22 protein-coding genes and 1 riboswitch are annotated in these 23,388 nt (G+C 57.2%); of the genes, 12 read left to right on the forward strand and 10 right to left on the reverse strand.

From position 1 onward, the window contains the following. Positions 1 to 255 precede the first annotated feature (255 nt). The 3 genes from PEL01S_RS13475 (at position 256) to PEL01S_RS13485 (ending at position 2,325) form a co-directional block, all read left to right on the forward strand. Positions 256 to 846 (forward strand): MarR family winged helix-turn-helix transcriptional regulator, encoded by a 591-nt coding sequence (locus PEL01S_RS13475; protein ID WP_127460640.1) that lies wholly within the window; start codon positions 256 to 258, stop codon positions 844 to 846. A gap of 108 nt (positions 847 to 954) precedes the next feature. Further along, positions 955 to 1,440, forward strand: a complete 486-nt coding sequence (locus tag PEL01S_RS13480; RefSeq protein ID WP_174806945.1) for a hypothetical protein — start codon at positions 955 to 957, stop codon at positions 1,438 to 1,440. Positions 1,441 to 1,458: 18 nt separating this feature from the next. Further along, a complete protein-coding gene (locus PEL01S_RS13485; RefSeq protein ID WP_127460641.1) occupies positions 1,459 to 2,325 on the forward strand; it encodes an SDR family oxidoreductase in 867 nt (288 codons plus the stop codon). Between the two features lie 60 nt (positions 2,326 to 2,385). Here the strand turns inward: PEL01S_RS13485 and PEL01S_RS13490 are convergent, their stop codons facing one another. Further along, a complete protein-coding gene (locus PEL01S_RS13490; RefSeq protein ID WP_127460643.1) occupies positions 2,386 to 4,077 on the reverse strand; it encodes a methyl-accepting chemotaxis protein in 1,692 nt (563 codons plus the stop codon). A gap of 331 nt (positions 4,078 to 4,408) precedes the next feature. Further along, a riboswitch (purine riboswitch) is annotated at positions 4,409 to 4,508 on the forward strand. Between the two features lie 77 nt (positions 4,509 to 4,585). On the opposite strand from PEL01S_RS13490, the gene PEL01S_RS13495 reads away from it, so the two are divergent. From PEL01S_RS13495 to PEL01S_RS13505, 3 genes are all read left to right on the forward strand, one after another. Then, on the forward strand, positions 4,586 to 6,019 hold the full coding sequence (locus PEL01S_RS13495) for an NAD(P)/FAD-dependent oxidoreductase (protein ID WP_127460644.1): 1,434 nt from the start codon (positions 4,586 to 4,588) through the stop codon (positions 6,017 to 6,019). 156 nt (positions 6,020 to 6,175) lie between these two features. Next, complete coding sequence (locus PEL01S_RS13500; protein WP_063184823.1) at positions 6,176 to 6,781, forward strand: uracil-DNA glycosylase; 606 nt, start codon at positions 6,176 to 6,178, stop codon at positions 6,779 to 6,781. 302 nt (positions 6,782 to 7,083) lie between these two features. Beyond that, positions 7,084 to 7,629, forward strand: a complete 546-nt coding sequence (locus tag PEL01S_RS13505; RefSeq protein WP_108532273.1) for a general stress protein — start codon at positions 7,084 to 7,086, stop codon at positions 7,627 to 7,629. A gap of 318 nt (positions 7,630 to 7,947) precedes the next feature. On the opposite strand, the gene PEL01S_RS13510 is transcribed toward PEL01S_RS13505, so the two are convergent. Beyond that, positions 7,948 to 8,421 carry a hypothetical protein gene (locus tag PEL01S_RS13510; RefSeq protein ID WP_063184821.1) on the reverse strand — a complete coding sequence of 158 codons (474 nt, stop codon included), beginning with the start codon at positions 8,419 to 8,421 and terminating at the stop codon, positions 7,948 to 7,950. Positions 8,422 to 8,646: 225 nt separating this feature from the next. Here PEL01S_RS13510 and PEL01S_RS13515 point away from each other — a divergent pair, with 225 nt between their 5' ends. Further along, entirely contained in the window at positions 8,647 to 9,909 is a 1,263-nt protein-coding gene (locus tag PEL01S_RS13515) for a Glu/Leu/Phe/Val family dehydrogenase (RefSeq protein WP_127460645.1), read from the forward strand. 134 nt (positions 9,910 to 10,043) lie between these two features. Here PEL01S_RS13515 and PEL01S_RS13520 read toward each other — a convergent pair whose 3' ends face one another. Beyond that, positions 10,044 to 11,339, reverse strand: coding sequence for an MFS transporter (locus PEL01S_RS13520; protein WP_163768723.1), 1,296 nt, complete (start codon positions 11,337 to 11,339; stop codon positions 10,044 to 10,046). A gap of 136 nt (positions 11,340 to 11,475) precedes the next feature. Here PEL01S_RS13520 and pdxR point away from each other — a divergent pair, with 136 nt between their 5' ends. Continuing rightward, positions 11,476 to 12,915, forward strand: a complete 1,440-nt coding sequence (gene pdxR, locus PEL01S_RS13525) for a MocR-like pyridoxine biosynthesis transcription factor PdxR (RefSeq protein WP_255320112.1) — start codon at positions 11,476 to 11,478, stop codon at positions 12,913 to 12,915. 368 nt (positions 12,916 to 13,283) lie between these two features. On the opposite strand, the gene dapA is transcribed toward pdxR, so the two are convergent. Beyond that, positions 13,284 to 14,174: a 4-hydroxy-tetrahydrodipicolinate synthase gene (gene dapA / locus PEL01S_RS13530; RefSeq protein ID WP_063184818.1), complete on the reverse strand. Its 891-nt coding sequence runs from the start codon at positions 14,172 to 14,174 to the stop codon at positions 13,284 to 13,286. A 130-nt stretch (positions 14,175 to 14,304) separates the two neighbouring features. Here dapA and PEL01S_RS13535 point away from each other — a divergent pair, with 130 nt between their 5' ends. Then, positions 14,305 to 15,177 (forward strand): LysR family transcriptional regulator, encoded by an 873-nt coding sequence (locus PEL01S_RS13535; protein WP_063184817.1) that lies wholly within the window; start codon positions 14,305 to 14,307, stop codon positions 15,175 to 15,177. A gap of 120 nt (positions 15,178 to 15,297) precedes the next feature. On the opposite strand, the gene PEL01S_RS35285 is transcribed toward PEL01S_RS13535, so the two are convergent. From PEL01S_RS35285 to PEL01S_RS13550, 3 genes are all read right to left on the reverse strand, one after another. Next, positions 15,298 to 15,396, reverse strand: a complete 99-nt coding sequence (locus PEL01S_RS35285) for a hypothetical protein (RefSeq protein WP_054974735.1) — start codon at positions 15,394 to 15,396, stop codon at positions 15,298 to 15,300. A 530-nt stretch (positions 15,397 to 15,926) separates the two neighbouring features. Further along, positions 15,927 to 16,427: a DinB family protein gene (locus PEL01S_RS13545; protein WP_063184815.1), complete on the reverse strand. Its 501-nt coding sequence runs from the start codon at positions 16,425 to 16,427 to the stop codon at positions 15,927 to 15,929. Between the two features lie 72 nt (positions 16,428 to 16,499). Beyond that, the gene (locus PEL01S_RS13550) at positions 16,500 to 17,489 is read right to left on the reverse strand and encodes a helix-turn-helix transcriptional regulator (RefSeq protein WP_127460647.1); all 990 of its coding nucleotides are present in this window, start codon (positions 17,487 to 17,489) and stop codon (positions 16,500 to 16,502) included. 131 nt (positions 17,490 to 17,620) lie between these two features. On the opposite strand from PEL01S_RS13550, the gene PEL01S_RS13555 reads away from it, so the two are divergent. Then, complete coding sequence (locus PEL01S_RS13555) at positions 17,621 to 18,172, forward strand: GNAT family N-acetyltransferase (RefSeq protein ID WP_063184813.1); 552 nt, start codon at positions 17,621 to 17,623, stop codon at positions 18,170 to 18,172. A gap of 27 nt (positions 18,173 to 18,199) precedes the next feature. Here the strand turns inward: PEL01S_RS13555 and PEL01S_RS13560 are convergent, their stop codons facing one another. Continuing rightward, complete coding sequence (locus PEL01S_RS13560) at positions 18,200 to 19,336, reverse strand: stalk domain-containing protein (RefSeq protein WP_127460648.1); 1,137 nt, start codon at positions 19,334 to 19,336, stop codon at positions 18,200 to 18,202. A 209-nt stretch (positions 19,337 to 19,545) separates the two neighbouring features. Here PEL01S_RS13560 and rsgA point away from each other — a divergent pair, with 209 nt between their 5' ends. Next, the gene (gene rsgA / locus PEL01S_RS13565; RefSeq protein ID WP_082867106.1) at positions 19,546 to 20,625 is read left to right on the forward strand and encodes a ribosome small subunit-dependent GTPase A; all 1,080 of its coding nucleotides are present in this window, start codon (positions 19,546 to 19,548) and stop codon (positions 20,623 to 20,625) included. Between the two features lie 148 nt (positions 20,626 to 20,773). Continuing rightward, positions 20,774 to 22,063, forward strand: a complete 1,290-nt coding sequence (locus PEL01S_RS13570) for an MFS transporter (RefSeq protein ID WP_127460649.1) — start codon at positions 20,774 to 20,776, stop codon at positions 22,061 to 22,063. 57 nt (positions 22,064 to 22,120) lie between these two features. Here the strand turns inward: PEL01S_RS13570 and PEL01S_RS13575 are convergent, their stop codons facing one another. Further along, entirely contained in the window at positions 22,121 to 22,729 is a 609-nt protein-coding gene (locus tag PEL01S_RS13575) for a methylated-DNA--[protein]-cysteine S-methyltransferase (protein ID WP_127460650.1), read from the reverse strand. Further along, entirely contained in the window at positions 22,726 to 23,364 is a 639-nt protein-coding gene (locus PEL01S_RS13580) for a bifunctional transcriptional activator/DNA repair enzyme AdaA (protein WP_127460651.1), read from the reverse strand. Before PEL01S_RS13580 ends, PEL01S_RS13575 begins: the two co-directional genes overlap by 4 nt. Between the last annotated feature and the right edge of the window lie 24 nt (positions 23,365 to 23,388).

The raw sequence follows: 23,388 nt of genomic DNA on the forward strand, positions 1-23,388 counted from the left end.
GAAGATGGCAAGCAATCAAGAGGCGTCTTTACATAGATTAGCGGTTGAAGACATCGTTTCATGTCTTCACCGAATGAACATGGATTTGCAAACAGAGTTACTTCATGTGAGGTTAAAAAGAGCGTTGGATTCCATAATTTAATTAAGATGTCTTGAAGTACGTCTGACTAATTGTCAGCCACATGGATCGCTTCAAGCGCAGTGATCAAGAAAAAAATTCTTGACAACAAATTAGTTAGGTGCCATACTATATTCATGGCTAACGATAACAAAGTTTGGAATCAGAATGACGCGATTCCCTCGCTTGTCCAATCGAAGCGTCAGATTGAGCGTTATGGGCTGGATGTCGACGCACAGGCCATTCTTGTCGCTACCAGGCTATTGGCAGCAGGAACGAGGCTTGGGCATGCCTCGGAGGTCCATTTTGCAAGATTCGGTTTATCGACAGGACGGTACCGGGTGCTGGTCGAGCTGGAGGATAGCGAGGGAGAAGCGTTGCCGTCGCAATTGGCGGAAAATTTGGGTGTTACGCGCGCTACAATGACGGGGCTGATCGACACTCTGGAACGGGACGGACTCGTATCCCGCCGGACCAGCGCTCAAGACGGCCGCCAGAGATCGGTCATTCTGACGGAGGAAGGAGCGAGGCGGCTTCAAGCTATGGCCCCGGAGCACTTCGCGAGGCTGGAAGCGATGGTTGGCCTTCTCAGTATCGAGGAGCGCGGCGTATTTCTTGACCTGCTTGGGCGGGTAACGCAGGGGATCTCGGCACTTACGGACGAGACGATCGAACCGAACAAACCGGCGGGGGAATCCAAGAAAAAGCAGCACAGGAGCAAAGGGTAAAACGGGCTAGGTTCACTAGCCCATTTTCACCCGCATATAGTTAGGTTCCTAATTATATGTGGTATAAATTAAGTGCGAACCACATGAGCAAAAGAAAGGAGCAAGTGCATGAACAGGATGGAATCCGCGGATAAGCGGGGAGGCGCTTCTTACATCGCGTCTGCCGGTTCTCGCGCAAAAAGCTTCGTGCTATGGCGGGAAGTGGCCATGGCCTATATCTCCCCCGCCGTCATGGCGGGAATCGGAGGATTGGTTACCGCCGACAAGGGGCTTCAAATTGCGGCGCTGACCACCATTGGCGGAGCATCGGCCTTGATCGCCTGGATGCTGGGCCTCTGGCTGCGAAGTGCGGGAGGCAAAAATCGTTGGATTGCCGGCGCGAATCGCCTGATTGTCACGGGTACTTTTACCTTGGGCGGTATTGCCTTCGGTTTATTGGTCGCCTGGGCGACGGCATATTTGTTCGGGATCCTGCGGCCGTTTGATCCTGCGGCTTGGGTTGATCGGGTGTGGCTCGATTTTCCGATGTCCGGAGCGATAGCAAGCACGATCATGATCTGGCGCTGGCGCTCACTGCAGCCAAAAACTAATTAATCAAAGGAGAAGATAAAGATGATTGTTATTCTAGGAGCAACAGGTACGATTGGCAGTGCGCTTGTGAAACGTTTGGTTGATCTCGGTGTGCCCGCGCGGGCGCTGAGCAGAGAGCCGGAAAAGCTGCGGCATCAGCTTGGGGAGTGGGGCGGATCGACGATCGAGGTCGCAGCGGCCGACGCAGCCGATCCTGAGTCGATGCGGCGCGCTTTCGCAGGGGCCAGCCAGCTTTTCATGGCGATGTCCAACAGTCCGAGACAAGTGGAGCTGGAGACTTCGATCATTCGTATGGCCGCAGAAGCCGGAATCGGGCATATCGTAAAAATATCCAGTCCTGCCTACGACCCGAGCGCCCCGGTAGCCGTCGCGGGATGGCACCAAAAAATCGAGAAATTTTTGTCCGAATCCGGGCTCAAGAATACCGTGCTGCGTCCCTATGCTTTTATGCAAAACCTGCAGCGCCTGGCTCCGACCGTTATCCATCAAGGGGCATTCTACGGCTGCATGGGCGAAGCGGCGTGCAATTTCATCGACTGCCGGGATATTGCGGACGTTGCCGCAGAGGCGCTGACCAACCCCGAGGCCGCCGGGCATGTATACACACTTACCGGGGCGGAGGTTTTCAGTTATCCGCAAATTGCGGACAAGCTGTCTGCCCTGCTCGGCAAGCCGATCCGGTATATCAATATGGAGCCCGAAGCGCTGCGCCGCGATCTGATGGAGTTCGGTCATATGCCTCTTTGGCTTGCGAACCATGTGACGGAAATTCAGTCCATGTCGGTGGCACTGCCGGAAAAGCCTACGGATACCGTAAAGCGTCTGCTCGGCAGAGAGCCGCGCTCGCTGGATGCTTTTCTGCGCGAGCATGCGGACATCTTCAAGTAACGTTTACGGCCTGGTGTGCTTCCTTGAGAAGCCACCCGGGCCGTTTTTTGTTTACTGGCTTCAAACTTTAAAACGGTGGATCGATTGCTGAAGCTCTTGTGCCATCTCCAGCAAGTGTCCGGCCGACGCCGTGATCTCCGCCATGGCATCGAGCTGCTTGCTGCTGGCTCCGGCGATATGCTGGGTTCCTTCGGCATTGGCCGTTGCAGCCGCGGCAATCGATCCGATGGAGCCGGCGACGTGCCCGCTGTCCTCGGCCATTTTGCTTGAGGCGGCGGCCACATCCTCCATCTGCCCACGGATGCCTCGGATGGCCAGGACGATATGGTCGAACGAAGCGCCGGCTTCGTTCACCGTCTGGAGGCCGGAGTCGGCCTCGGCCGCGCTGCGCCGGGTCATCTCGATCGCCGCTTGAATCTCGGTCCGGGCGGATTCGATCAGCTCGGTGATGGTTTGCGCCGATTCGGCCGACCGCATGGCCAGCTTGCGAACTTCGCCGGCCACGACGGCGAAGCCTTTGCCTTGTTCCCCGGCGCGAGCGGATTCGATTCCGGCGTTCAGGGCGAGCAGGTTCGTCTGACGCGCGAGGTCCGTGATGAGCTGAATGGAAGTCCCGATCTCCCGGGAACGGGCATCGAGCCGATTCACCGTTTCGGTCATCCGGCTGATCGTCTCATGCACCAGAGAGATTTGCTTCATGGACGTATGGATGGCTTGATTGCCCTGCAGCGCGGCTTCCTCCGTCATTTGGATCGCGGTGAAGACGTCTCCGGACTTGGCGGCAGTTTGCCGGGCGTTCAGGGCGATCGTTCCGATAATTTCAGAGCTGTGCCCGACCGCTTCATTCTGGGTTTCCGTTCCGCTTGCGACCTCCCGCACCGTGGCCGCAATATGCTCGGATGCCCGGCTCGTTTCCTCGGCGCGGACGCTCAGCTGAACTGCATACGCCGCGAACCGTTCCGCATGAGCGCCAACCTGCCGTACAAGTCCTTGCAGGTGCCGGACCATATGATTGAACGACGAAGCCAACTCTTGGAACTCGCCTCCCGACCGGATCGCAAGCTGCTTGGTCAAATCCCCTTCCCCCTCTGCAATTTCTTTCAGCTGCCGGTTAACCATGACGAGCGGCTTCGAAACCCGCGAGGCTATGATCAGGCCGAAAACAAGGGCAATTCCGATGGCCGCGGCGCTGGCCGTCACAATGAGCTGCTGGGTGGAGGCGACGCGGGCGGCGTTGGTTTCATAGGCATGGCGCATCGCTTCTTCCTGCCGGTCGACGATGATTTTGGCTTGATTTTTGATCTCCGTGCCTGCCGGAAGTACCTCCTGACTGACGATCGCCCGCGCCTGCTTCGGGTCTGTTTTCAGCAAGGCGACCACCTTGTCCGCACTCTGTTGCAGCGAGCGGTTCCGCTCGGTAATTTGCGCCAGGGCGGCTTGATCTTCAGGCTGAGCCAACATGGGCTTCACTTTGTCCGCCAGTTCGCTCAAATCCGCGTTCGTTCGCTGAAAACCCTGCAAATACTGGCTTTCCTGTACGACGAAGTACGCATTGAGGAAGTTCATCTGCTGCGCGGCGTCGAACTGAATGACGTGGGTATCCAGCGCCGCTTGAATATCGCTGCGGATCAACTCGGAGTATGAGCGGTTCACGGACTGCAACGAGTAAAAGGACATACCGCCGATGACGGCGAGCAGCAGAGGCGCTACGAGGAAGCCGATCACGATTTGTTTGGCGATAGACAGATTCATGGAAATCGTTCCTTTCTTTATTGTAGACCTAAAGAATCGGGCCCTTGGAACTATATATTTTCCATCTTACAGGAACGTCTTTGAAGATAGTGTTAAGTTATTGTAGATGCCTCGTCGGCCGCAAAAAGGTTCATCAGCAGATTTAGGGGCGTATGGTTCTCGAGCAATGGGGTTGCGAGCGGGGAATCACTGATAATGTTCGTAATTTCGTTTTATATTGGACGAGATCACAGGATGAACGTGTATTTTTTCTGTAAATCACGAACAAATTCAAGATAATACCTTGACACTGATCTGAAATTCCGGTAACGTAATTTACGTAAACCGAATAAGCGTCACAGATGAGACTGTTCGTATATCTTCGGCATGACGGGCCGGGGGTCTCTACAAGGAACCGACAATTCCTGGCTACGAGCGGCGGGTTTTCCATACCCGCTCGAGGCCGGGATTTTTTGCGTCTCCGGGCGGGTAGGCACGAGATTATTCGTTCGATGGAGGGAAAGCGAAGATGGGCAATCGCTTTGATGTGATTATTGTTGGAGCCGGACCAGCGGGGATTTTTGCCGCTTATGAGCTAACGTTGAAAGCGCCTCACAAACGCGTTTTGTTAATCGATAAAGGACACGATATCGACAGCCGCCGGTGTCCGATTCTGGAAGAAAAGATCCGGCTCTGTCCTCCTCCTGCGGGGAAAAAGGAATATGCGGGCTGTCTGCCAGCCTGTTCGATTACGGGCGGGTTCGGCGGAGCGGGCGCATACAGCGACGGGAAGTTTAACATTACGACGGAATTCGGCGGATGGCTGACCGATTATTTGCCGCCGTCGCAGGTGCTGGAGCTTATTCATTACGTTGACAGTCTCAATCTGCGGCATGGCGCACCCGATACAATCACCGATCCGATGACCGAGGTCGTGCGCTCGATCGAGCAGCGTGGCTACGCGGCCGGACTCAAGCTTCTGCGGGCGCAGGTCAGGCATCTGGGGACCGAGAAAAATTTGCAAATTCTGAAATCGATCAACGACTATTTGAAGCGGCATATCGAGGTGCGGTTCAAGACGGAAGTGGCTGACGTGCTGACGGTGAAAGAAGCGGAAGGCTACCGGGTGCAAGGCGTCGTGCTGTCCAGCGGCGAGGAGCTGGAAGCGGACGCTGTGATCGTCGTGCCGGGTCGGGACGGTTCGGCTTGGCTGACGGAAATTCTCCGCAAGCGGCGCATCCCGATGTTCAACAACCAAGTGGACGTCGGTGTCCGGGTAGAGACGTCCGATGTGGTCATGCGCGAGATTAATGAGCATTTGTATGAGGGCAAATTTATTTTCAACACATCGGTCGGCACGCGGGTGCGGACGTTCTGCAGCAATCCGTCGGGCCATGTCGTGGTCGAGAACCACAGCGGGGTGATGGCGGCCAATGGCCATGCTTTCAAGGACCCGGCGCTCGGCTCGCTGAATACGAACTTTGCGCTGCTCGTCTCCCACCGGTTTACCGAGCCGTTCGACAAGCCGAACGAGTACGCGCGGGAAATCTGCAAGCGGGCGAACGATTTGTCAGGTGGCGGTGTAATCGTGCAGAAGTACGGCGACATCATTCGCGGCCGCCGGTCGACGGTAGGACGCATTCAGGAAGGATTTCTGGAGCCGACGCTGAAGGAAGCCGTTCCGGGGGATCTGGGCCTCGTGCTTCCGTACAATACGATGAAAAGTCTGATCGAAATGGTCGAGGCGCTGGATAAAGTGACGCCGGGCATCGCATCGGACCATACGCTGTTCTATGGTGTGGAGGCAAAGTTCTACTCGGCCCGGCCGAAGCTGAGCGAGCACCTTGAAACGGTGATCGGCGGCTTGTACTGCGGCGGCGACGGCGCGGGCGTGACCCGGGGGCTGGCCCAAGCGGGCGCAGCCGGCGTGTGGATGGCCCGGTCGATTGTGGAGCGAATGTAGCGGAGATGAAAGGGCGAAAAGCCGAGGGAGCCGGAGGGCTGCTTCGGCTTTTTCGATAACCGGGCTTCAACTTAATAGAGTCGTGCAAATGCATAAACGCAGAACTTCCGGAACATCCTGTAAACCGACAATCTTATCGGGAAGGAAGCCGAATCCATGACCGACAACGATCCAATTGCTCTGCCGGAGGAAGCCGCACCGCCGTATGCGGCCTCCTGCCGGCTATGCGAGCTGGCGAATCAGCGGACTCGCGTTATATGGGGGGAAGGCAATCCGGAAGGCCGGATCATCATGCTGCTGGATAATCCCGGGGCGCGGGAGGACCGGGAGGGCCGCGCTTTCGTCTGCGGTACCCGTGCGACGCTGCAGCTCGGTGCGGCGGAGGCGGGACTCGATATGAACGACGTTTACGTGACCTATGTGTTGAAATGCCGGCCGGTTCGCAAATACGACAAAGAAGCCGCGAGGAATAGCTGCCGGGCACACCTGCTTTCGCAGTTGGAGCTGAAGCGTCCGAAGCTTATGATCTGCTTGGGAAACGTGGCGGTACAGGCGTTTTTTCAAGATCCGGAAGCGGAGGTCAAGCGGCTCAGGGGAAGCTGGTACGATATCGGCGGGCTGCCGACGACCGTCAGCTACCATCCGCTCGCCGTCCGGCGCAGGCCGGGGCTTATGCGTTTGTTCGTGGAAGACCTAAGACGGGTAGTTGTAAGGTCGGGGGAAGCCGTCACGGCAGCAGTCGCCCCGTCAGACGGACCATGATCGGAGAAGGGGAGCTGACGGATCAAAGAAGTCTGTCTCGCGGTTCGGCCGCGATGACCCGCAAGAGGGAAGCTGAGCTGGCTTGCGATGCATGATCGGGTCAGACGTGCCGATCCGTAGAAACGGCTGCGGCGAAAAGCCGAATGATTAGCATGTCCTTCCTCGGGGTAAGAAGCTGTGTAGCGGAAAGCTGCTAGAGGCGCCGATTCGGGCGGGCCCGCGTCGAAGCGCGGCAGGCCGTCCGGCTTCGAAACGCCGACGAACCGCTTGCCGGTTCGTTACCAACCGAGGAGGTCATGACCATGAACAACGAGAAAAAAATCGTAGGCGTGTTCCAGACCGAGCAGGAAGCGATCCGGGCTATCGAAGGCTTGAAAAGGCAAGGTTATCGGGCGGATGAGATATCCGTGATTGCGAAGGATAAGAAGGACGTATCCGCCGTAGCGGATCAGACCGGGTCCAAAGCGCCGGAGGGTGCCGCGGCAGGAGCGGCTACAGGCGGCATGCTGGGCGGGATCGCCGGGCTGTTGGCCGGGATTGGCGCGCTCGCAATCCCGGGCGTAGGGCCGATTATTGCGGCAGGCCCAATTGCGGCGACCTTAACCGGGGCGGCTGTCGGCGCGGGGGCCGGCGGGATCGTCGGCGGATTGATCGGCATGGGAATTCCCGAGGACGAAGCGAAGCGCTACAACGAATATGTGAAGGAAGGGAGCATCCTTGTGCTTGTAGACTCTCGGGCCGACCTTGACAACGAGGTATACGATACGTTCCGCGCCAATCACTCGAGGAATGCGAGCACCTACGATGCCGATTACGGAGCGGAAGTCGGGTCCCGAAGACTGCGTTGATCCGCCTCGTCCTTGAAGAAGCAGGTATTCGTGGAAGCCTTGTCCGGGTCGCATTCCCGGCCGGGGCTTCTTTTACATGTCTCTAGGGTCTGGCCTGAGATGGAAGCGGCGGTTGAAGTGAAAAAACGCCAGTCCGACGGGGAATGGCGTCATTTTGCTGCGATAGACCTTATCCGTAGCCGGCTGTTTGCCGGGTATCCACAAGCTGCGCCGGAAACAATAAGACGGATCAGCGAGCGGATATCGGATGCACCCCCGGCGAGTTCACAGAGCTCTTGAAACGTAAGCTGATTGCTGTCCTTCGCAGGTGGGCGAGGCCTATTGCCTCGAAAAGCCTTCCTCTACTAAATACTCTTCGGCTTCTCCGTACGTCTCGAAGGCTGCTTCGAGATTCAACCCGGCATAGACGCACCACAGCTCGTTCTCATACAGCAGCATCAAGGCCTGCTTATCCGGACCGATCCAGCGCTCTTCGATCTCCGCGTCGCCGGTGACGGCTTGTTCTTTTGCCGTCTTGGGCGCAAGGGAGCGGATCGAGGCTTCGACAATCGAGCGGAGCTCGTCTGCGGTATAGTCCCTAATGTTCACCATCCCCCGCTCGTCGATGTCGTAACCGGATAGATGGCCGGCATAGACGAAGCCGTTGCCGTTCGGATGTAAATGATAGACGACGGTCTTCTTGTCATAAGCGCTCTGCTCATAATGATAGTTTACCCGGCCCAAGGACACGTTCTTCCTCTCCAGCTCCGCAAACGATTCGATTACAGCGATCTTTTCCTCAAACGTCAGCATATTCTCCTCTTTCCATCAGATAAATTTTGAATAGATGTCAATTATATTATACATTATTTTCAGATTAAAAATAACATATGATGAAAGGTTTGATAAGGTTTTCTGATAATTTTTCGAATATTGTCAAAAAAAACGGTTGAAAGTGGAAGTCGATACCTATAGAATAAAAAACAACTTATTATTTCAGTATTACGTTAAAGCATAGAAGGAGATGGAGATGAATCGATGACTGTAACTACACTGACTGCCGAAAATCTAAATCCGTTTAAAATCGCACAAAGGCAAATCGAGCATGCGGCATCTCTACTAAATTTGCCCAAAGAGGCCGTAGAAATTCTGAAACACCCAAAACGGGTGTTGTCCGTCACGTTCCCCGTGAAGATGGACAACGGCGAAGTCCGCGTATTTGAAGGTTACCGCTCCCAGCATAACGATGCGGTCGGTCCGACGAAGGGCGGCATCCGGTTCCATCCGGACGTGACGCTGGACGAGGTTAAGGCACTGTCGATGTGGATGAGCTTCAAATGCGGCGTTGTCGGCCTCCCGTACGGCGGCGGCAAGGGCGGAGTCATCTGCGACCCGCGCGAAATGAGCAAGGGCGAGCTGGAGCGCGTCAGCCGGGGATTCATGGAAGCGATCGCTGATATCGTCGGACCGGAGAAAGACATTCCGGCGCCGGACGTGTACACGACTCCGCAAATTATGGGCTGGATGATGGATACGTTCAGCCGTTTGAAAGGCTTCAACAGCCCAGGCGTCATTACCGGCAAGCCGCTGATTATCGGGGGCTCCAAGGGAAGAAACGAAGCGACGGCCCGCGGCTGCGTCTTCACGATTCAAGAGGCGTTGAAGGATATGGGCAAGACGCCGGAAGGCGCGACGGTAGCCATTCAAGGCTTCGGCAATGCCGGCCGGATTGCGGCGAAGCTGCTGTCGGAGCTGGGCTGCCGCATTGTGGCCGTCAGCGACTCGCGCGGCGCGATTTATGACCCGCAAGGACTCGATTTGAACCGCGTGGAGGAACTGAAGGATCAGGGAGACCTGTCCGCATATGGCGCATCGTTCGCGATTCAACCGGAGAAGCTGCTGGAGCTGGACGTTGATATTTTGGTACCGGCTGCGCTTGAGAATGTCATTACATCGGCCAATGCCGCGCAGATCAAGGCGAGCATCGTGGCCGAAGCGGCCAACGGACCGACGACGCCGGAAGCGGACGAGATTTTGTTCGGCAATGGCGTGAAGGTGATTCCGGATATTTTGGCGAATGCCGGCGGCGTGACGGTTTCCTACTTCGAATGGGTTCAGAACCTGATGAACTATTACTGGAGCGAAGAAGAGGTAAACCTTAAGCTCAAGACGGCGATGACGGAAGCGTATCGCGCGGTTCAAGAGCTGGCGATCCAATACAAAACCGACCTGCGCACGGCTGCTTACATGATCTCGATGGAGCGGATTTCCAAAGCGATGGAAGCCCGCGGCTGGGTGTAAGCACACAGGCGGAATCGAATAGGCAATGAAGTCGCCGTCAGCGGCCTTGTACCTCACCTGGTACAGGAGCGCTGGCGGCGATTTGTATGAAGCCGGGGTTCGGTTTGGAACAGCAGCGTGACTGAAGCCTCCGTTCAGGCCTGTGCGGCAGATGGCCGAGTGGCTTCGCGCTTGCTCCGGCTGCGGAGATGCAGCCAGGCGTAGCTGGCGGCCACGAGTGCGGCAATCGTGATGTTCACCCCGATTAGCGACTGGTAGTTGCCGAAGCTGTCGAACAAAAATCCGGCGACCAACGCCCCGATAATGCCGCCCGCTTGGTGAAACAGCAGAAGAAGGCCGGTCTGCGTCGACGTTCCTTTGAGCGTCTCCCCGGCAAGCAGCAGTCCTCCCGGAATAGCGCCGATGTAAGTTGCGCCGAACAAGACGGAGAACAGAACCGGAGACAAATCCAGATGAAACCAGAGCAGCGTGAACCCGAGGACGCGGAAGCCGTATAATACGGCCAGGGCGAGCGCCCGCGAAATACGGTCCAATAAATAGCCGAAAACGAACGAGCCGGCCACCTCCATGACCCCAAGGAGACTGAGCGCCGATGCAATCATTGTGCCGGGAACGTGCGCATGCTGATGAATGGCTACCATGTTCATTTCGACGGTGCCCATGTTGAACCCGCAGGTGAATAAAGCGAACATGACGACCGGGATAACTGGGGAGCCGAAGTAAGGCACGAATTTCTCCCTCAGCCTGCGCAGCGGTAGCCCGGACCGGGAGGGGGCGGCTGCTTGGCCCGTTTCTTCCGGCTGACCTGAAGCTTCAGCGGCCTGATCCGGCGCTCCGGAGTCCGTCCCTTTCCCGGAATTCCTCCCGTCACGGATGAACAACAGCGTACTGGGGAGAACGAGTCCGATCCCGAGTGCGGCGGTGATAAGGAAGGCGTATTCCCACGTAAGCTGTCCTTCGTAGCTGATGAAGATCGGGCTGACGATAGCGAGGCCGAGTGGCGAAGCGCTGTTAATGATCGTCATGGCTTTCGCCCGGTGGCGCTCGAACCAATGGAGCACGAGCGTGAACACTGTGGTCGAACCGATCCCGACAAGACCGGTAATGATGCCGTAGCCGATAAAGAAGGCGACGGGATGATGTATGAAAAAGACCATGCTGGAGCCCGTCGCACCGAACAGCGTGCTGAGCACCATCACCTTTTTGACACCGTATCGATCGACCAGCCACCCGCCGAGCGGCATACACAGCGCAGCGATCAGCAGGTTCAGCGACCAGGACAGCGAAATGAAGCTGCGCCCCACGGCGAAATCCTCGGTAATGGCTGCTTGGTAGTATGCCATGACGAATCGGGATAACGCTGCAATACAGCCGAAAACCCAGAGGACCGCGAGAAGCCCCCAGGCGTACTTTTTCTCTCCAAACCACATGCGGAAGCCCTCCTTGACCTGACGATTTTGTTCTAATGAGAGCATAAAAGAGTCGGCGGAGATTGTATGCATCCAATTGGAGGGTACCATCGCCAACCAATTTGGCGTATACTGAGGTAACTTGGAGGGGATGCGCGTGAACTGGAGGTTGGATACGGATAGCCGGGAACCGAGATACCGGCAAATCGCCCGTTATTTCGAACAGCAGATCGTTTCTGGTCAGCTGTTGCCGGGCTCGGCGTTGCCGACGGAACGGGAGCTGTCCGTGCGGCTCGGCATTAACCGCAGCACCGTCACGGCGGCTTACTCCGATTTGCGCGCATCGGGCTTCGTGCAGTCCACGCAAGGGAGCGGCACGCGTGTAAGCGAAACGTTATGGGGCGATACACCGAAGCGCGGCTTGAATTGGCACTCCTATGTCAGCGGAGGCTCGTTTGTGCCGACGCTGGCGATTGTCCGGCGGGTCCGGGAGATCGCAGCGGCTCCCGATACGGTCGTTTTCTCCAGAGGAGAGCTGTCGGCCGACCTGCTGCCGTCGGAGCAACTCAGCGCATTACTTCGGGAGTTAACGCTGTCGATGCCGCTTGATTATGCCAATCCGAAAGGAGAAGCCGAGACGCGGGAGGCGATTTCCGCGCATCTGAAGGAGCAGTACCGGGTGAATGCCGCTCCGGACGAAATCTTGCTGACATCCGGTGCCCAACAGGCTTTGCATCTCGTGACGCACTGTCTGCTGAACCCGGGCGACGCAATCGGGCTGGAAGGACCGTCATACGCTTACTCCCGCTCGCTCTTCGTCTCGGCAGGCTTGCGTTTGTTTCAAATGCCAATGGACGAGCACGGTCTCATTCCTGAGGAAGTGGTTCAGTTGTATAACAAGCATAAAATCCGGATGATCTTCGTCAATCCGACCTATCAGAACCCGACCGGAACGACGCTCTCGCTGTCCCGCCGCCGGCGGCTGCTGGAGCTGTGCGAGGAGCGCCGCATCCCCATCGTCGAAGACGACCCCTACAGCTTGTTAGCGTTGGAAGGGGCTGCGCCGCCGCCTCTATCCCTTAAGGCGCTGTCATCCGGCAGCGGCCATGTGCTGTATATGGGCACGCTGTCCAAGATGGCCGCTCCCGGATTCCGCGCTGGTTGGATCGTAGCTCCGGCAGGTGTCGCGAGCCGGCTGGCCGAAGCGAAGCAGGAAATGGATTACGGCTACAGTACGATCCTTCAAGAGGTGACGAAGCTGTACTTGACGTCAGGCGTATGGCAGGGTCACCTCGCGGACCTGCGTCAGGCGCTGACGCGCCGCCGCAACCGGATGCTGACCGCGCTGCAGGAGCATCTCGGGAATCGGGCCGAATGGCTCGTGCCACAGGGCGGCTATTACCTGTGGTGCAAACTGAACCGGAAAATCCCAGACGGCGAGCTGGTCCGGGAGATGGAGGCGCACCGCGTCGCGGTTATGCCCGGCAGCGTATACGGCGCGGAGGGCAGCTCGTTAAGGCTGTCGTACGCCCGGGAACCGGAGAACCGGATCGAGGAAGGCATCCGTCGTCTAGCCGCCGTTTTACGTCGCCTATGACCCCGGGTTCCGGCTGAGAGAAACATTTGCTTGAAACTTATTCATAGGTTCAATCGTCTAATAGATGACGGTCCTTTTGTCTAACGACACCAGGAGCCGCACTTAGGCACCGTACGCCGGAAGCGGGTGAAGCTTGGCGCTTCTATCGTTGGCGAACCTAAATGATATTGGAGTTGAAGAAATGAAGTTTTTGAAAAACGTTATCCTCATCGTGCTCAGCTGCATCGTTAGCTACTGGCTCGTTGGCGGGGCGTTTGTCGATTTGTTTTCCCGTATGAAACATTAGGTTTGGGTCCGAAAAAAGCCCTCCGCTTGCAGCGGAGGGCTTTTTCGTGTGTCTGACGGTTGGTATTGTGCAGACCGTCGTTTTACTTTACCAGTTCACCGGCTTGGTTCCAATATGCTTCGAGCTCCTGCCCGAGCTTCGCACTGATGCTGGTCATCGGCAGGCGGAGAGCCTCCGAGGAGATAATGCCCCGATGAGCAAGAATCCACTTCACCGGCGCCGGATTCGATTCCTTGAATAGAAGCCGGATGAGCGGAAGCAGTCCTTCGAACGTTTGTTTCGCTCCGTTCGAGTCTCCTTCGGCGAACTGCCGGTGCATCTCGACGAGAGCTTCCGGCACCACGTTGGAGGCGGTGAGGATGCCGCCCTTGGCCCCGCAGCAAAGCATCGCATAGGCGTAGGAGTCGTCGCCGCACAGCACCGGTTTGCTGCTCAAGCGAGACAATTCTGTAAGCAGTTGAATGCCGCCGGAGCTGTCCTTCAGGCCGATCACTCCGTCCAGCTCCAGGACGGCTTCGGCCGTCTGCGCCGTAAGGCCCACCCCGGTACGGGACGGGTTATCGTAGGCGATGACGGGAATGCCGACCTCCGCCGCTTTGCGGAAATGGGTGGCGATGCCTTCCTGGGACGGGCGGTTATAGTAAGGGACAACGACAAGCACGGCATCCGCGCCCAGCCGTCCCGCAAGCTCTGTACGCTTCACGGTCGAAGCGGTATCGTTCGTTCCGGTGCCGACGATCACCGGCAATTTTCCGCCGACTGCGTTCTTGGCGGTCTTCACCAAAGCTTCGACTTCTTCCCATGCTACCGTCGGCGATTCTCCCGTCGTCCCGTTGACGACCAGGCCATGGATGCCGCGGTCCGCAAGCCAGCGAACATGCCGCTCGAATGAAGTTAGATCTACGGCGCCGCTGCTGTCGAACGGGGTGACGATAGGGACGTAAACACCGGTTAGCTGTTCTTGGGTTAGCATTTTTTACATTCCTCCATGGGGTTTGAATATTTTTTCTTTGGCTCTACTTTACCATGGTTTCAATCATCGGAGTTAGCTATAATAAGTGATAATCATCATCAATAATATTGATAATAGGGGAGAAGTTCACATGGAGCTGACATATCTCCAGACGTTTCGCGAGGTGGCGAAACGTCAAAGCTTTACCCGGGCGGCCGAGGAGCTTGGCTATGCGCAGTCCAGTGTCACGATGCAAATTCAGAAGCTGGAGCGGGAATACGGCGTTTCCTTGTTTGAGCGTCACGGCAGGCTGCTTCGGCTTACGCCGCCCGGCGAAGTGCTGCTGAAGCTCGCCGTGCAGATGCTGGATTTGTATGCACAATCCAAAGAAATCGTCGGAAATCAAGTCGGCGGGACGCTGACGATCGGCACGATCGATTCGCTGGCGGCCTACTACCTTCCTCCCTATTTGCAGCAGCTGAGGGAACGGTTTCCTGAATTGAATATCCATATTCAAGCGGAACGCGAGTCGCTGATCGTCAGTAAAGTGAAGGAGGGGGAATTCGACATCGGCCTGCTGCTCGACGGCAAGCCGGTCGACCCGGCTCTAAGCTGCGAGACGATCCGGGAAGAGCCCCTGGTGCTGATTGCGCCGCCCGGCCATCCGCTCACGCAGTTATCCGGCGGTGTAAGCGTGGATCATCTGAACGGAGTCGAGCTGATCATGTCGGAGGAAAGCTGCAATTACCGGGGCATGTTCGAGAACGTATTAAGAGCGCATAACGTCTCGTTTCTCATCCGCTTTGAGCTAGGCAATCCGGAGGCGATCAAGCAGTGCGTGATGAACGGGCTCGGCGTAGCCCTTCTTCCACAGATCGTCGTTGAAGAGGAAGTACGGCGCGGGCGCCTCAAGGTGCTGCCTTTTGCCCACCCTGATATCCGGTTTGATCTGCAGCTGTTTGTCCATCCCAAGAAATGGATGTCTCAGCCGCTGCTGGCATTCATTCGTCTGCTAAAGCCGTGACCGGAAGTATGTAGCTTGAAGGTCAAGGTCAAAAGAGGGGGCGCAGCGAGCCCCAGTCTCAACACCCGTGATTCAAGAAAAAAAGCCCAGGCGGCCGCTGCCCGGGCTGTGTGCCTCGAATTAGAACCATACGGCACAAGATACGATTACCAACAAAATAAACAATACGAGGATTACGCCCGTAGAAGTAAATCCGCCAAACCCTTTTACGCAGCTCATACATTCATCCTCCTTCCGTTTAGCCTAGTATACCTTATGATGGTCAGGGGCCCTGTGATTGGGTGGGCGGGAAAATGTGCATTAGCGGAGATGCCGGAATAGGGTAGGTAGGCTGCGAAAGAGAAAATTTTGAGACGGACGGGCACTCGGATTTACAACGCTCACTGATCTAACAACTGAAATGTAGTCAAATGGATTGCAACTATTCTCAGCTTATGGTTGAGCGGTAGGGAGCTGTTCAAGTTAATCAAACGGAAGCTAAGCAAGCGAAAAAACCACCGTCAATAAGGTTGCAGCCCTGACCGGTGGTTTTTCGCTTAGGTTTTAACTATGCGCGCCGTGGGGTAAGCCACAGCTTCGTTTATCCAAAGAGCCGTTTAATGTTGGCGCACTAGCGGCTCTTTTTAGTGTTTCCACATTTAAACTGAAATGTAAGATGCTGATACTATATATAATATCACTGCTTGCGCTACATATTCATGTCTTGCTTCTTAGAGTCAGGCTGACTCAGTCGGGTGAAACGCTCACCGTCAGACAAGCGGCTGCATGCCTCTCTCCAGCCAATCTTCCCGCGTCGGGCCGTAAATGTCCGGAACTCTGAGCCCGGCTTGGCGCATCAGGACGGTCATTTGGCCCCGGTGATGAATCTGATGCTGGATTAAAATACGCAAGGTCAGGCCATTCGGCCACGTGTCGCCGTACATTTCCGTCGTTTCCGCCAGCTTGGCGTCCGTCCACTGGGTTTGGACGGCGTTCGACGCCGCTTGAGAGGCGTTCCGGTAAGCTTCGGCGATAACGGCTGCCGAGTCCGGCGCATGCTGGTCGTCTCCGGCCGATGCGAATTCCAGGCCGGTCCGAGACAGCATCTCATGCACCGTCGTCGTTAGATGCCAGGCAAGCTGCCCGAGCGTCCGGTGGTCCGGAGTAACCGCCTGATCCAAGGCCTCGTCGGTCAAGGCATCCATGATTCTCTGTGTAGCGGCAGCTTCTTGCTGCCATTCGGCTATAAAATCGGCTGTTTTAATAAACATCTCGAATTCCTCCCTGTGCTCGCAAATTAGCTTACCCCTTTACAATAGCATGAATTCCCTGACAGCTGTATGTCAGGGTTGCTCGTAGAGCCGCGCGATGGCGAGCGCCTCCTCCCGCAACCGACTGGCGACGGCTTCCGGCTCCAGCACCTTCACATCGGCGCCGTAAGACAGCAGATGAGCATACGTCCAGTGCGCGTCTGGATGGGAAGCGCGCACGATGAGCGTCCCGTCCGGGCCGTATTCGATTTGCTCCGGCTTGTAATAATCCTCTACTGGAACCCTGGCCTTTGAGGTGAATTGCAGCACGAGGTTCACGGAATGGCGAGCCTCGCGCCGCATCCAGCGGCTATCCAATTGATCCGCCGGCAGCTCGCGGCGTTCGAACGTCTCCGTTCCGGCCTGCAAATTTCGCATCCGGGATAGCCGGAATATCCGAAAATCTTCCCGCAACCGGCAATAGCCATACATGTACCACACGTAGCCTTTAAGCACCACGCTCATTGGTTCGCACAGGCGCTCGGCCTGTTCCCCTTTCCCGTTCGTATACTCAAAGACGGTAAGCCGGTTTTCCCGGATCGCTTGCCGCAGCGTTTCCAGCTTTTCTTTGTCGGCGGTGCCGTTCCTCCAAGGATTCATATCGATAATGATCTGCTTGGATGCATCCGTCACGCTTCCCTGCTCGGATTTCGCCAGAAGCGCGCCGACTTTGTCTAGCAGGCTGCCGAAATGCCGGTCGTCCAGGGTGTTCTGCATCCCGCGCAGCGCGACGATGAGCGACTGGAGCTCGTCGAAGGACAGGAGCTGGCGGTCCAGCCGGTAGCGGTCCGTAATCTCGTAACCGCCGGTCTGACCGGCGTAAGAAACGATCGGAATCCCCGCTTGATTGATCGCTTCGATATCCCGGTACACCGTCCGCAGCGATACTTCGAAGCGCTCGGACAATTCCTTGGCGCTCACCCGTTTGCGGTTAAGCAGCAGCATGGTGATGGCCAGCAGCCGGTCAAGTTTCATACAATACAGCCGTCCTTTGCTTCCGATTTGATGTCGGTTGGTGTTCATGCCTAATTCTCCGCAGGGGCAGCCGAATCCTTTTTATAGAGGCGGCAAGTTGCTTTTAATGATTGTTTCCATGGAAATTTGTTTTATCCGAAAGGTAATCTGTATAGAGAGAAGATAAATCGACGCAGGGGATGGTTGAAATCAGACATTCTTTTATTATGGAGACGGACTCGCTGATCATTCGGGAGTTTACGCTTGAGGATTTGGCGGGGCTTAGGGAATTAACCTGGCAATCGGAGATAACGGATGTGCTGCCGGACTGGCGAATGAGCGAAGAGCAGCTAAATCAATTTCTTTCTTTCGTCATTTCCAGTTACGAGAATTTCGATCCGGATCATGTCCGCTTCCTGCTTGCCTTGGAGCATAAGCAGGGCCGGAGGTTGATCGGGTGGTGCGGCGTATTTCCTAATGATCTGCTCCCGCCTGCCGAACGGGAAATCGCTTACGCGGTATCTAAGGATTACCGGAACCGAGGCTATGTGTCCGAAGCGGTGAGAGCCGTCGCTGCGCACGTGTTCGAATGCACGTCGCTCGGGGAGATTGTCGCGATCGTTAAGCCGTTTAACGCCCCTTCCAGGAGGGTGGTTGAAAAAGCGGGCTTCGAGCATCGGCGAAGGGTCACCTTGTCGGATCAATGCGAGTACGATTATTTCATTTTAAGCAAAGCAAAAGAGCGCCGATAAGCGCTCTTTCTTGGTCTATAGGGGGGACTAACGGATCGTGATCGTCCCGGCTTCGGACTTCACGTCGGCTTTCAGGATGTCCGAGAAAAAGGCCAGCGGCACGTACATTTTGCCTTCGCTGTTAATCGCCGGGGCGGTGCCCAGAGAGATCGGAGCCATTTTGTTGATGACGTACTCATCCTTGCCTGACCGCACGATCGTCCACCGAGCCCCCTTTTGCAGCTCGACAGCTTGCTGCTCGGCGTTCCATTTCAGCTCGTAGCCGAGGGCTTCGGCGACGCTCCGCAAAGGAACGGTCACGGTGCCTTTGGCGTCCGTGTAGACGGCTGCATCGACGGTGGACAGCTCGGTGCCGTTCACGACAAGCTTCTGCGGCAGGCCGCCCGCTTCGATGCCCGGTGTCTGCGCTTGCTTCGGCAGCGGGATGGTGAATTCCGGCATGCCTGCGGCGTAAGGCGCGATCTCGTACGGCCCGAAGACGATGACGGCGCTGCCTCGATGAATATAGAACGACTGCGTATCGGCGATGCCTTCGAAGCCGTCTTTGAAATAATCGTCGGGATGCTTGGCGATCTCATCCTTGATGTGCTTGTCGATCGTCTGCTTGTAGTCTGCGCCGAACAGGTCTTGCAGCTCGATCCGCTTCGCGGCGTCTTGATTCAGCACGTTGTATGTGTCGGTACGCGGTAAACCGTGGGCTCCTCCCGTATACGCGTAGGTCGTCACTGCGATGGAGAACATATCCGCATCAGCCGCGCCGCCCCCGGCTTTCACTTCGTATTTGACGGTAACCTCGTACGGTCTGAATTCGAAGCCCGCTTTTTTGGCCTCGGCCGCGTCATTTTCCGCTTGCTTCTTCAGCAGCTCCAAGTCTTTCATCGCATGACGCTCCAGAATATCGTTCAGCTCGTCTTGGTACTTTTTATCTTTCAGTCCTTCGATGACCGGGATGCTCAGATCCGCGGAGTACAGGTCGGTTTTCTCTTGTACGGCCTTGGCCGATACTTTGACGGCACCCTGCTGAACGGCTGCGGAGATCGGCACGGCTTGTACGGGAACGCTCGCGGAGGAAGGCTCGGCGCTTGCCCGGGAAACAGGAATGCCTGCAGTCAATAGGCAAGCCCCTGCGATGCTGAGAGTCAGTAATTTGAACGGGGTTTTCATAAAAGTCCCTCCTAGGTTGTAAATGACTTGATGCTTTGATTATAGAACGGATGATTGGCAAGAAAGTTACAATCTGGTTACAAACTGCCGTGACGGCTATTCTGGTAAAGGATGATTAGAAGTCTTTTTTTACTTTGATGCGGTCGGTCCGGTTCATTACAATAAATGGTACAACAGTATTATCGGCTTGAAGAATGGGAGGAAAACAATTGACCGAATACCATCTGCGCGATTGGGGCTGGGACGACCGGCGGGAGGAGGCGTTCGCCCCTTACCGGGAGGCCGGACACGAGCCCGGGCGCATTATTTTGGAGCATAAGCACGTGTACCGCGCCGTCACGGCTGGCGGAGAGCTGCTGGCCGAGGTGTCGGGGCGGCTCCGGCATCAAGCGGCCGGGCGGGCCGATTATCCCGCCGTCGGCGATTGGGTGGCGCTGCAGGCGCGGGCGGAGGACGGGCGCGCGATCGTGCACGCGGTGCTTCCGAGGGAGAGCAAGTTTTCGCGCAAAGCCGCCGGGTCGGCCGTCGAGGAGCAGATCGTCGCAGCCAACATCGACACGGTGTTTTTGGTGCATGCGCTCAATGCGGATTTTAACGTGCGGCGGCTGGAACGCTACTTGACCTTGTCCTACGAGAGCGGCGCAGCGCCCGTCGTGCTGCTCAGCAAAGCGGATCTGTGCGAGGACGTACCGGGCAAAATGGCCGATGTAGAAGCTGTGGCGCCGGGCGTGCCGGTGCATGCGATCAGCTCCGCGCGCGGCGAAGGCTTGGATGCGCTGGCTTCGTATCTGAAGCCAGGGCGGACGGTGGCGCTCCTCGGGTCCTCGGGAGCCGGGAAATCCACACTGGCCAATCTGCTCTACGGCGAGGCCATCCTGGACACCGGGGAGATCCGAGAGGGAGACGACCGCGGACGGCATACGACGACCCACCGCGAGCTTGTGCTGCTGCCTGGGGGCGCGCTGCTGATCGATACGCCCGGGATGCGGGAATTGCAGCTGTGGGATGCGGAATCCGGCTTGGACGCCGCTTTCCGCGATGTGGAGCAGCTTGCCGTGGGCTGCCGGTTCGGCAACTGTACGCACCAGGAGGAGCCCGGCTGCGCCGTCAAGGAGGCGCTGGAGAACGGCACGCTCGACCGGGGACGGTATCATAACTACGTGAAGCTGCAGAAGGAGCTGGCGTTCCAAGCCCGCAAGGAAGACAAGGGCTTGCAGCGGGCGGAGAAAGACCGGTGGAAGAAGCTCAACCAATCGATGAAAAAGCATCCGAAGCGTCCGTTGGATTAAATATGCCGTTCAAGGCGATACAAGGCCCATTCCCTTCGATAACCGGAGAGAATGGGCTTTGCGCTTGATTTTGCCGAACGAGTCTTTTAATTTCGGCCGGTTCGGTATACAATCCAAAGACAGCTTCAAATCTAAGGGAGAACCGTATATGTGGAAGAATCGGAACGTGTGGATTGTTCTGGCAGGGGAATTTATCGCCGGGCTTGGCTTGTGGATGTCGATTATTGCCAACTTGGAGTTTATGCAGCAAAAAGTGCCTTCGGATTTCATGAAGTCGCTTATTTTATTCGCCGGGCTGCTCGCCGGCGTGCTCTTCGGTCCGCTGGCCGGACGGGTCATCGACACAACCTCGAAGAAAAAGGTGCTGCTGATCTCGGGTGCCGGACGCCTTGTCAGCGTCTGCTTTATGTTTGTCGCGCTGTATTTCGATTCCATCTGGTGGATGGTGCTGTTCGCCGTGACGCTGCAAATATCGGCCGCGTTCTATTTCCCGGCGCTACAGTCCGTCATTCCGCTGATCGTGAAGGAGCGGGAGCTGCTGGCCTTAAACGGCGTACATATGAACGCGGGTACAATCGCGCGTATTCTGGGGACGACCTTGGCCGGACTGATGCTGACGGTGATGAGCCTGCAAGGCTTGTATGTCGCCTCCTTCGTGGCTTATGTGGCGCTGCTTGCGTCTACGGCCTTCCTGAACGTGCCCGAGCCCGACCTGCAGCGGGCGAGAGGGGCTGACGAAGGGGCGGCGGCCGTACCCGGCGGGGAGCCGGAGCAGGCCGAAAAAGGCCGGCGCGGCAGCGATCCGGCAGCACAGGCGCCGCCAGCGGAGCAAAGCGGCTTCAAGGCGCTTCTGCCGCTGCTGCGTTCAGAGCCGATCGTGCTGACGGTGCTCTGGCTGACGCTGGTGCCGACGCTATTCATCGGGGGCTTCAACCTGATGGTCATCAACATCAGCGAGCTGCAGCACGATGCGCAGGTGAAAGGGCTGCTCTATGCCGTGGAAGGGATCAGCTTCATTCTGGCCGGCTTTCTGGTCAAGTGGATGGCCGATCGCGGCGGCTTGATGAATCGCCTGTTCCTGTTTGCGGCAATCGTGGCAGCGGCGCAGTGCCTGTTGTTTTTCGCCGATTCGAAGCTATGCGCTTTGCTTTCGTTCGGACTGTTCGGTTTGGCGGCGGGCGGATTTTTCCCGGCGGCGGCGACCTTGTTCCAGAAGCAGATTCCGAAAGCGTACCACGGCCGCTTCTTCTCGTTCCGCAGCATGCTCGACCGCGTCGTGTTCCAGGTCGTTCTGCTGAGCACGGGGCTGCTGCTGGATTTCATCGGGCTGCAGCTCATGGTGTTGGTGTACGGGGTGCTGTCGTTTTTGCTCGTTGCCGTTTTTGCCGTTCGCGAAGCCAGATCGGCGAAGAAGGATCGGGCGGAAGCTTCATTTTAATTGAAAATAAGGGAAAAGCCGGCTCTTGCACATAGGCAGAGGCCGGCTTTTTTGACTTTAATTTTGGCGCAAGCCGCGCTCCTCCCGGAGCGGGAAACCCTCCATGCGCAGCAGCCGCGTCTTGGCCTCCAGGCCGCCGAGGTAGCCGGTCAAGGAGCCGTCCTTGCCGATCACCCGGTGGCAGGGCAGCACGATCGGCAGCGGATTGGCGCCGACGGCGGCACCGACGGGCCGGGCGGCGAGCGGCCTTCCCAAGACCTCGGCCAGCTCCGCATACGTCCAGGTGCTTCCGTACGGAATGAGCCGGAGCGCTTCCCAGACCTCAAGCTGAAACGGGGTACCCCGCACGTCAAGCGGCATATCGAACGGGGTGCAGTCCCCCCGGAAATAAGCGGCGAGCGGCTCCCGATAAGGACGCAGCGCCTCCGCGCTTTCCACAAGCGCTGCCCCGGGCCAGTGAATGCTCGCCCAAGCAGCCAGCGCCCCGGGCTTCTCGTTCGGGAAGCGAATGCGGCAAAGTCCTTGCTCCGTCGCCGCGATCTTCAGCGTCCAATCCCCGTCCTGATAAGTGGTCCAATATACGTACGGCGTCTGCGTGCCCTCCACGGAGCCGCGCGAAGGCGGCGTAGCGTTCCTTGTATTGGTAACGGCGGCTGTATCTATCATGATCGTCCCTCCTCTGTTCTCCTCTTCGACGGATATGTGCCCGAAGCTTCCTGCGCCTGCCGGTAGGCGGTCGGCGAGAGCCCGGTTCGTTTATGAAAAACGGTCGAGAAATATGCGGCGTTCGGAAAGCCCGTGCGGAGCGCAACTTCGGTCACCGTCTCGCCGGTTTCCTTCAGCCGCCGCTTGGCCTCCTCTACGCGGGTAGCTGCGATATACTCCGCAGGCGTGACCCCGGTCAGCCGCTTGAACGTACGGTGCAGATGGTAAGGGCTGGCATGCTGTGCTTCCGCCAGCACGGCGAGGGTCAGCGGCTCCGTATAATGTGCCTCGATCCACTTGGCGGTGTGCCGGATCCATTCTTCGTCCGGCATCCCCTTGCCGTCGGGACGGCATCGCTTGCAGGGGCGGAAGCCTTGAGCGGCGGCGTCGGCCGCGCCGCGGAATATGCGCACGTGCTCCCTCCTCGGGGGCTTCGATTTGCAGGAGGGACGGCAAAAGATTCCCGTTGTCTTCACGGCGTAAATCAATCGGCCGTCGAGCGCCGCATCGTTGGCGATGATGGCGTTCCAAATATCGTCGGTTAACGCCGGCTCCGTCCGTTCGCGGTCCGCCGGCTGTTTAGGCAGGTCAGTCATTGCGATCACCTCACGAGCTCAGTA

Origin of the sequence: Paenibacillus elgii NBRC 100335 (assembly GCF_004000865.1) — a bacterium.
Lineage (GTDB): Bacteria > Bacillota > Bacilli > Paenibacillales > NBRC-103111 > Paenibacillus_G > Paenibacillus_G elgii.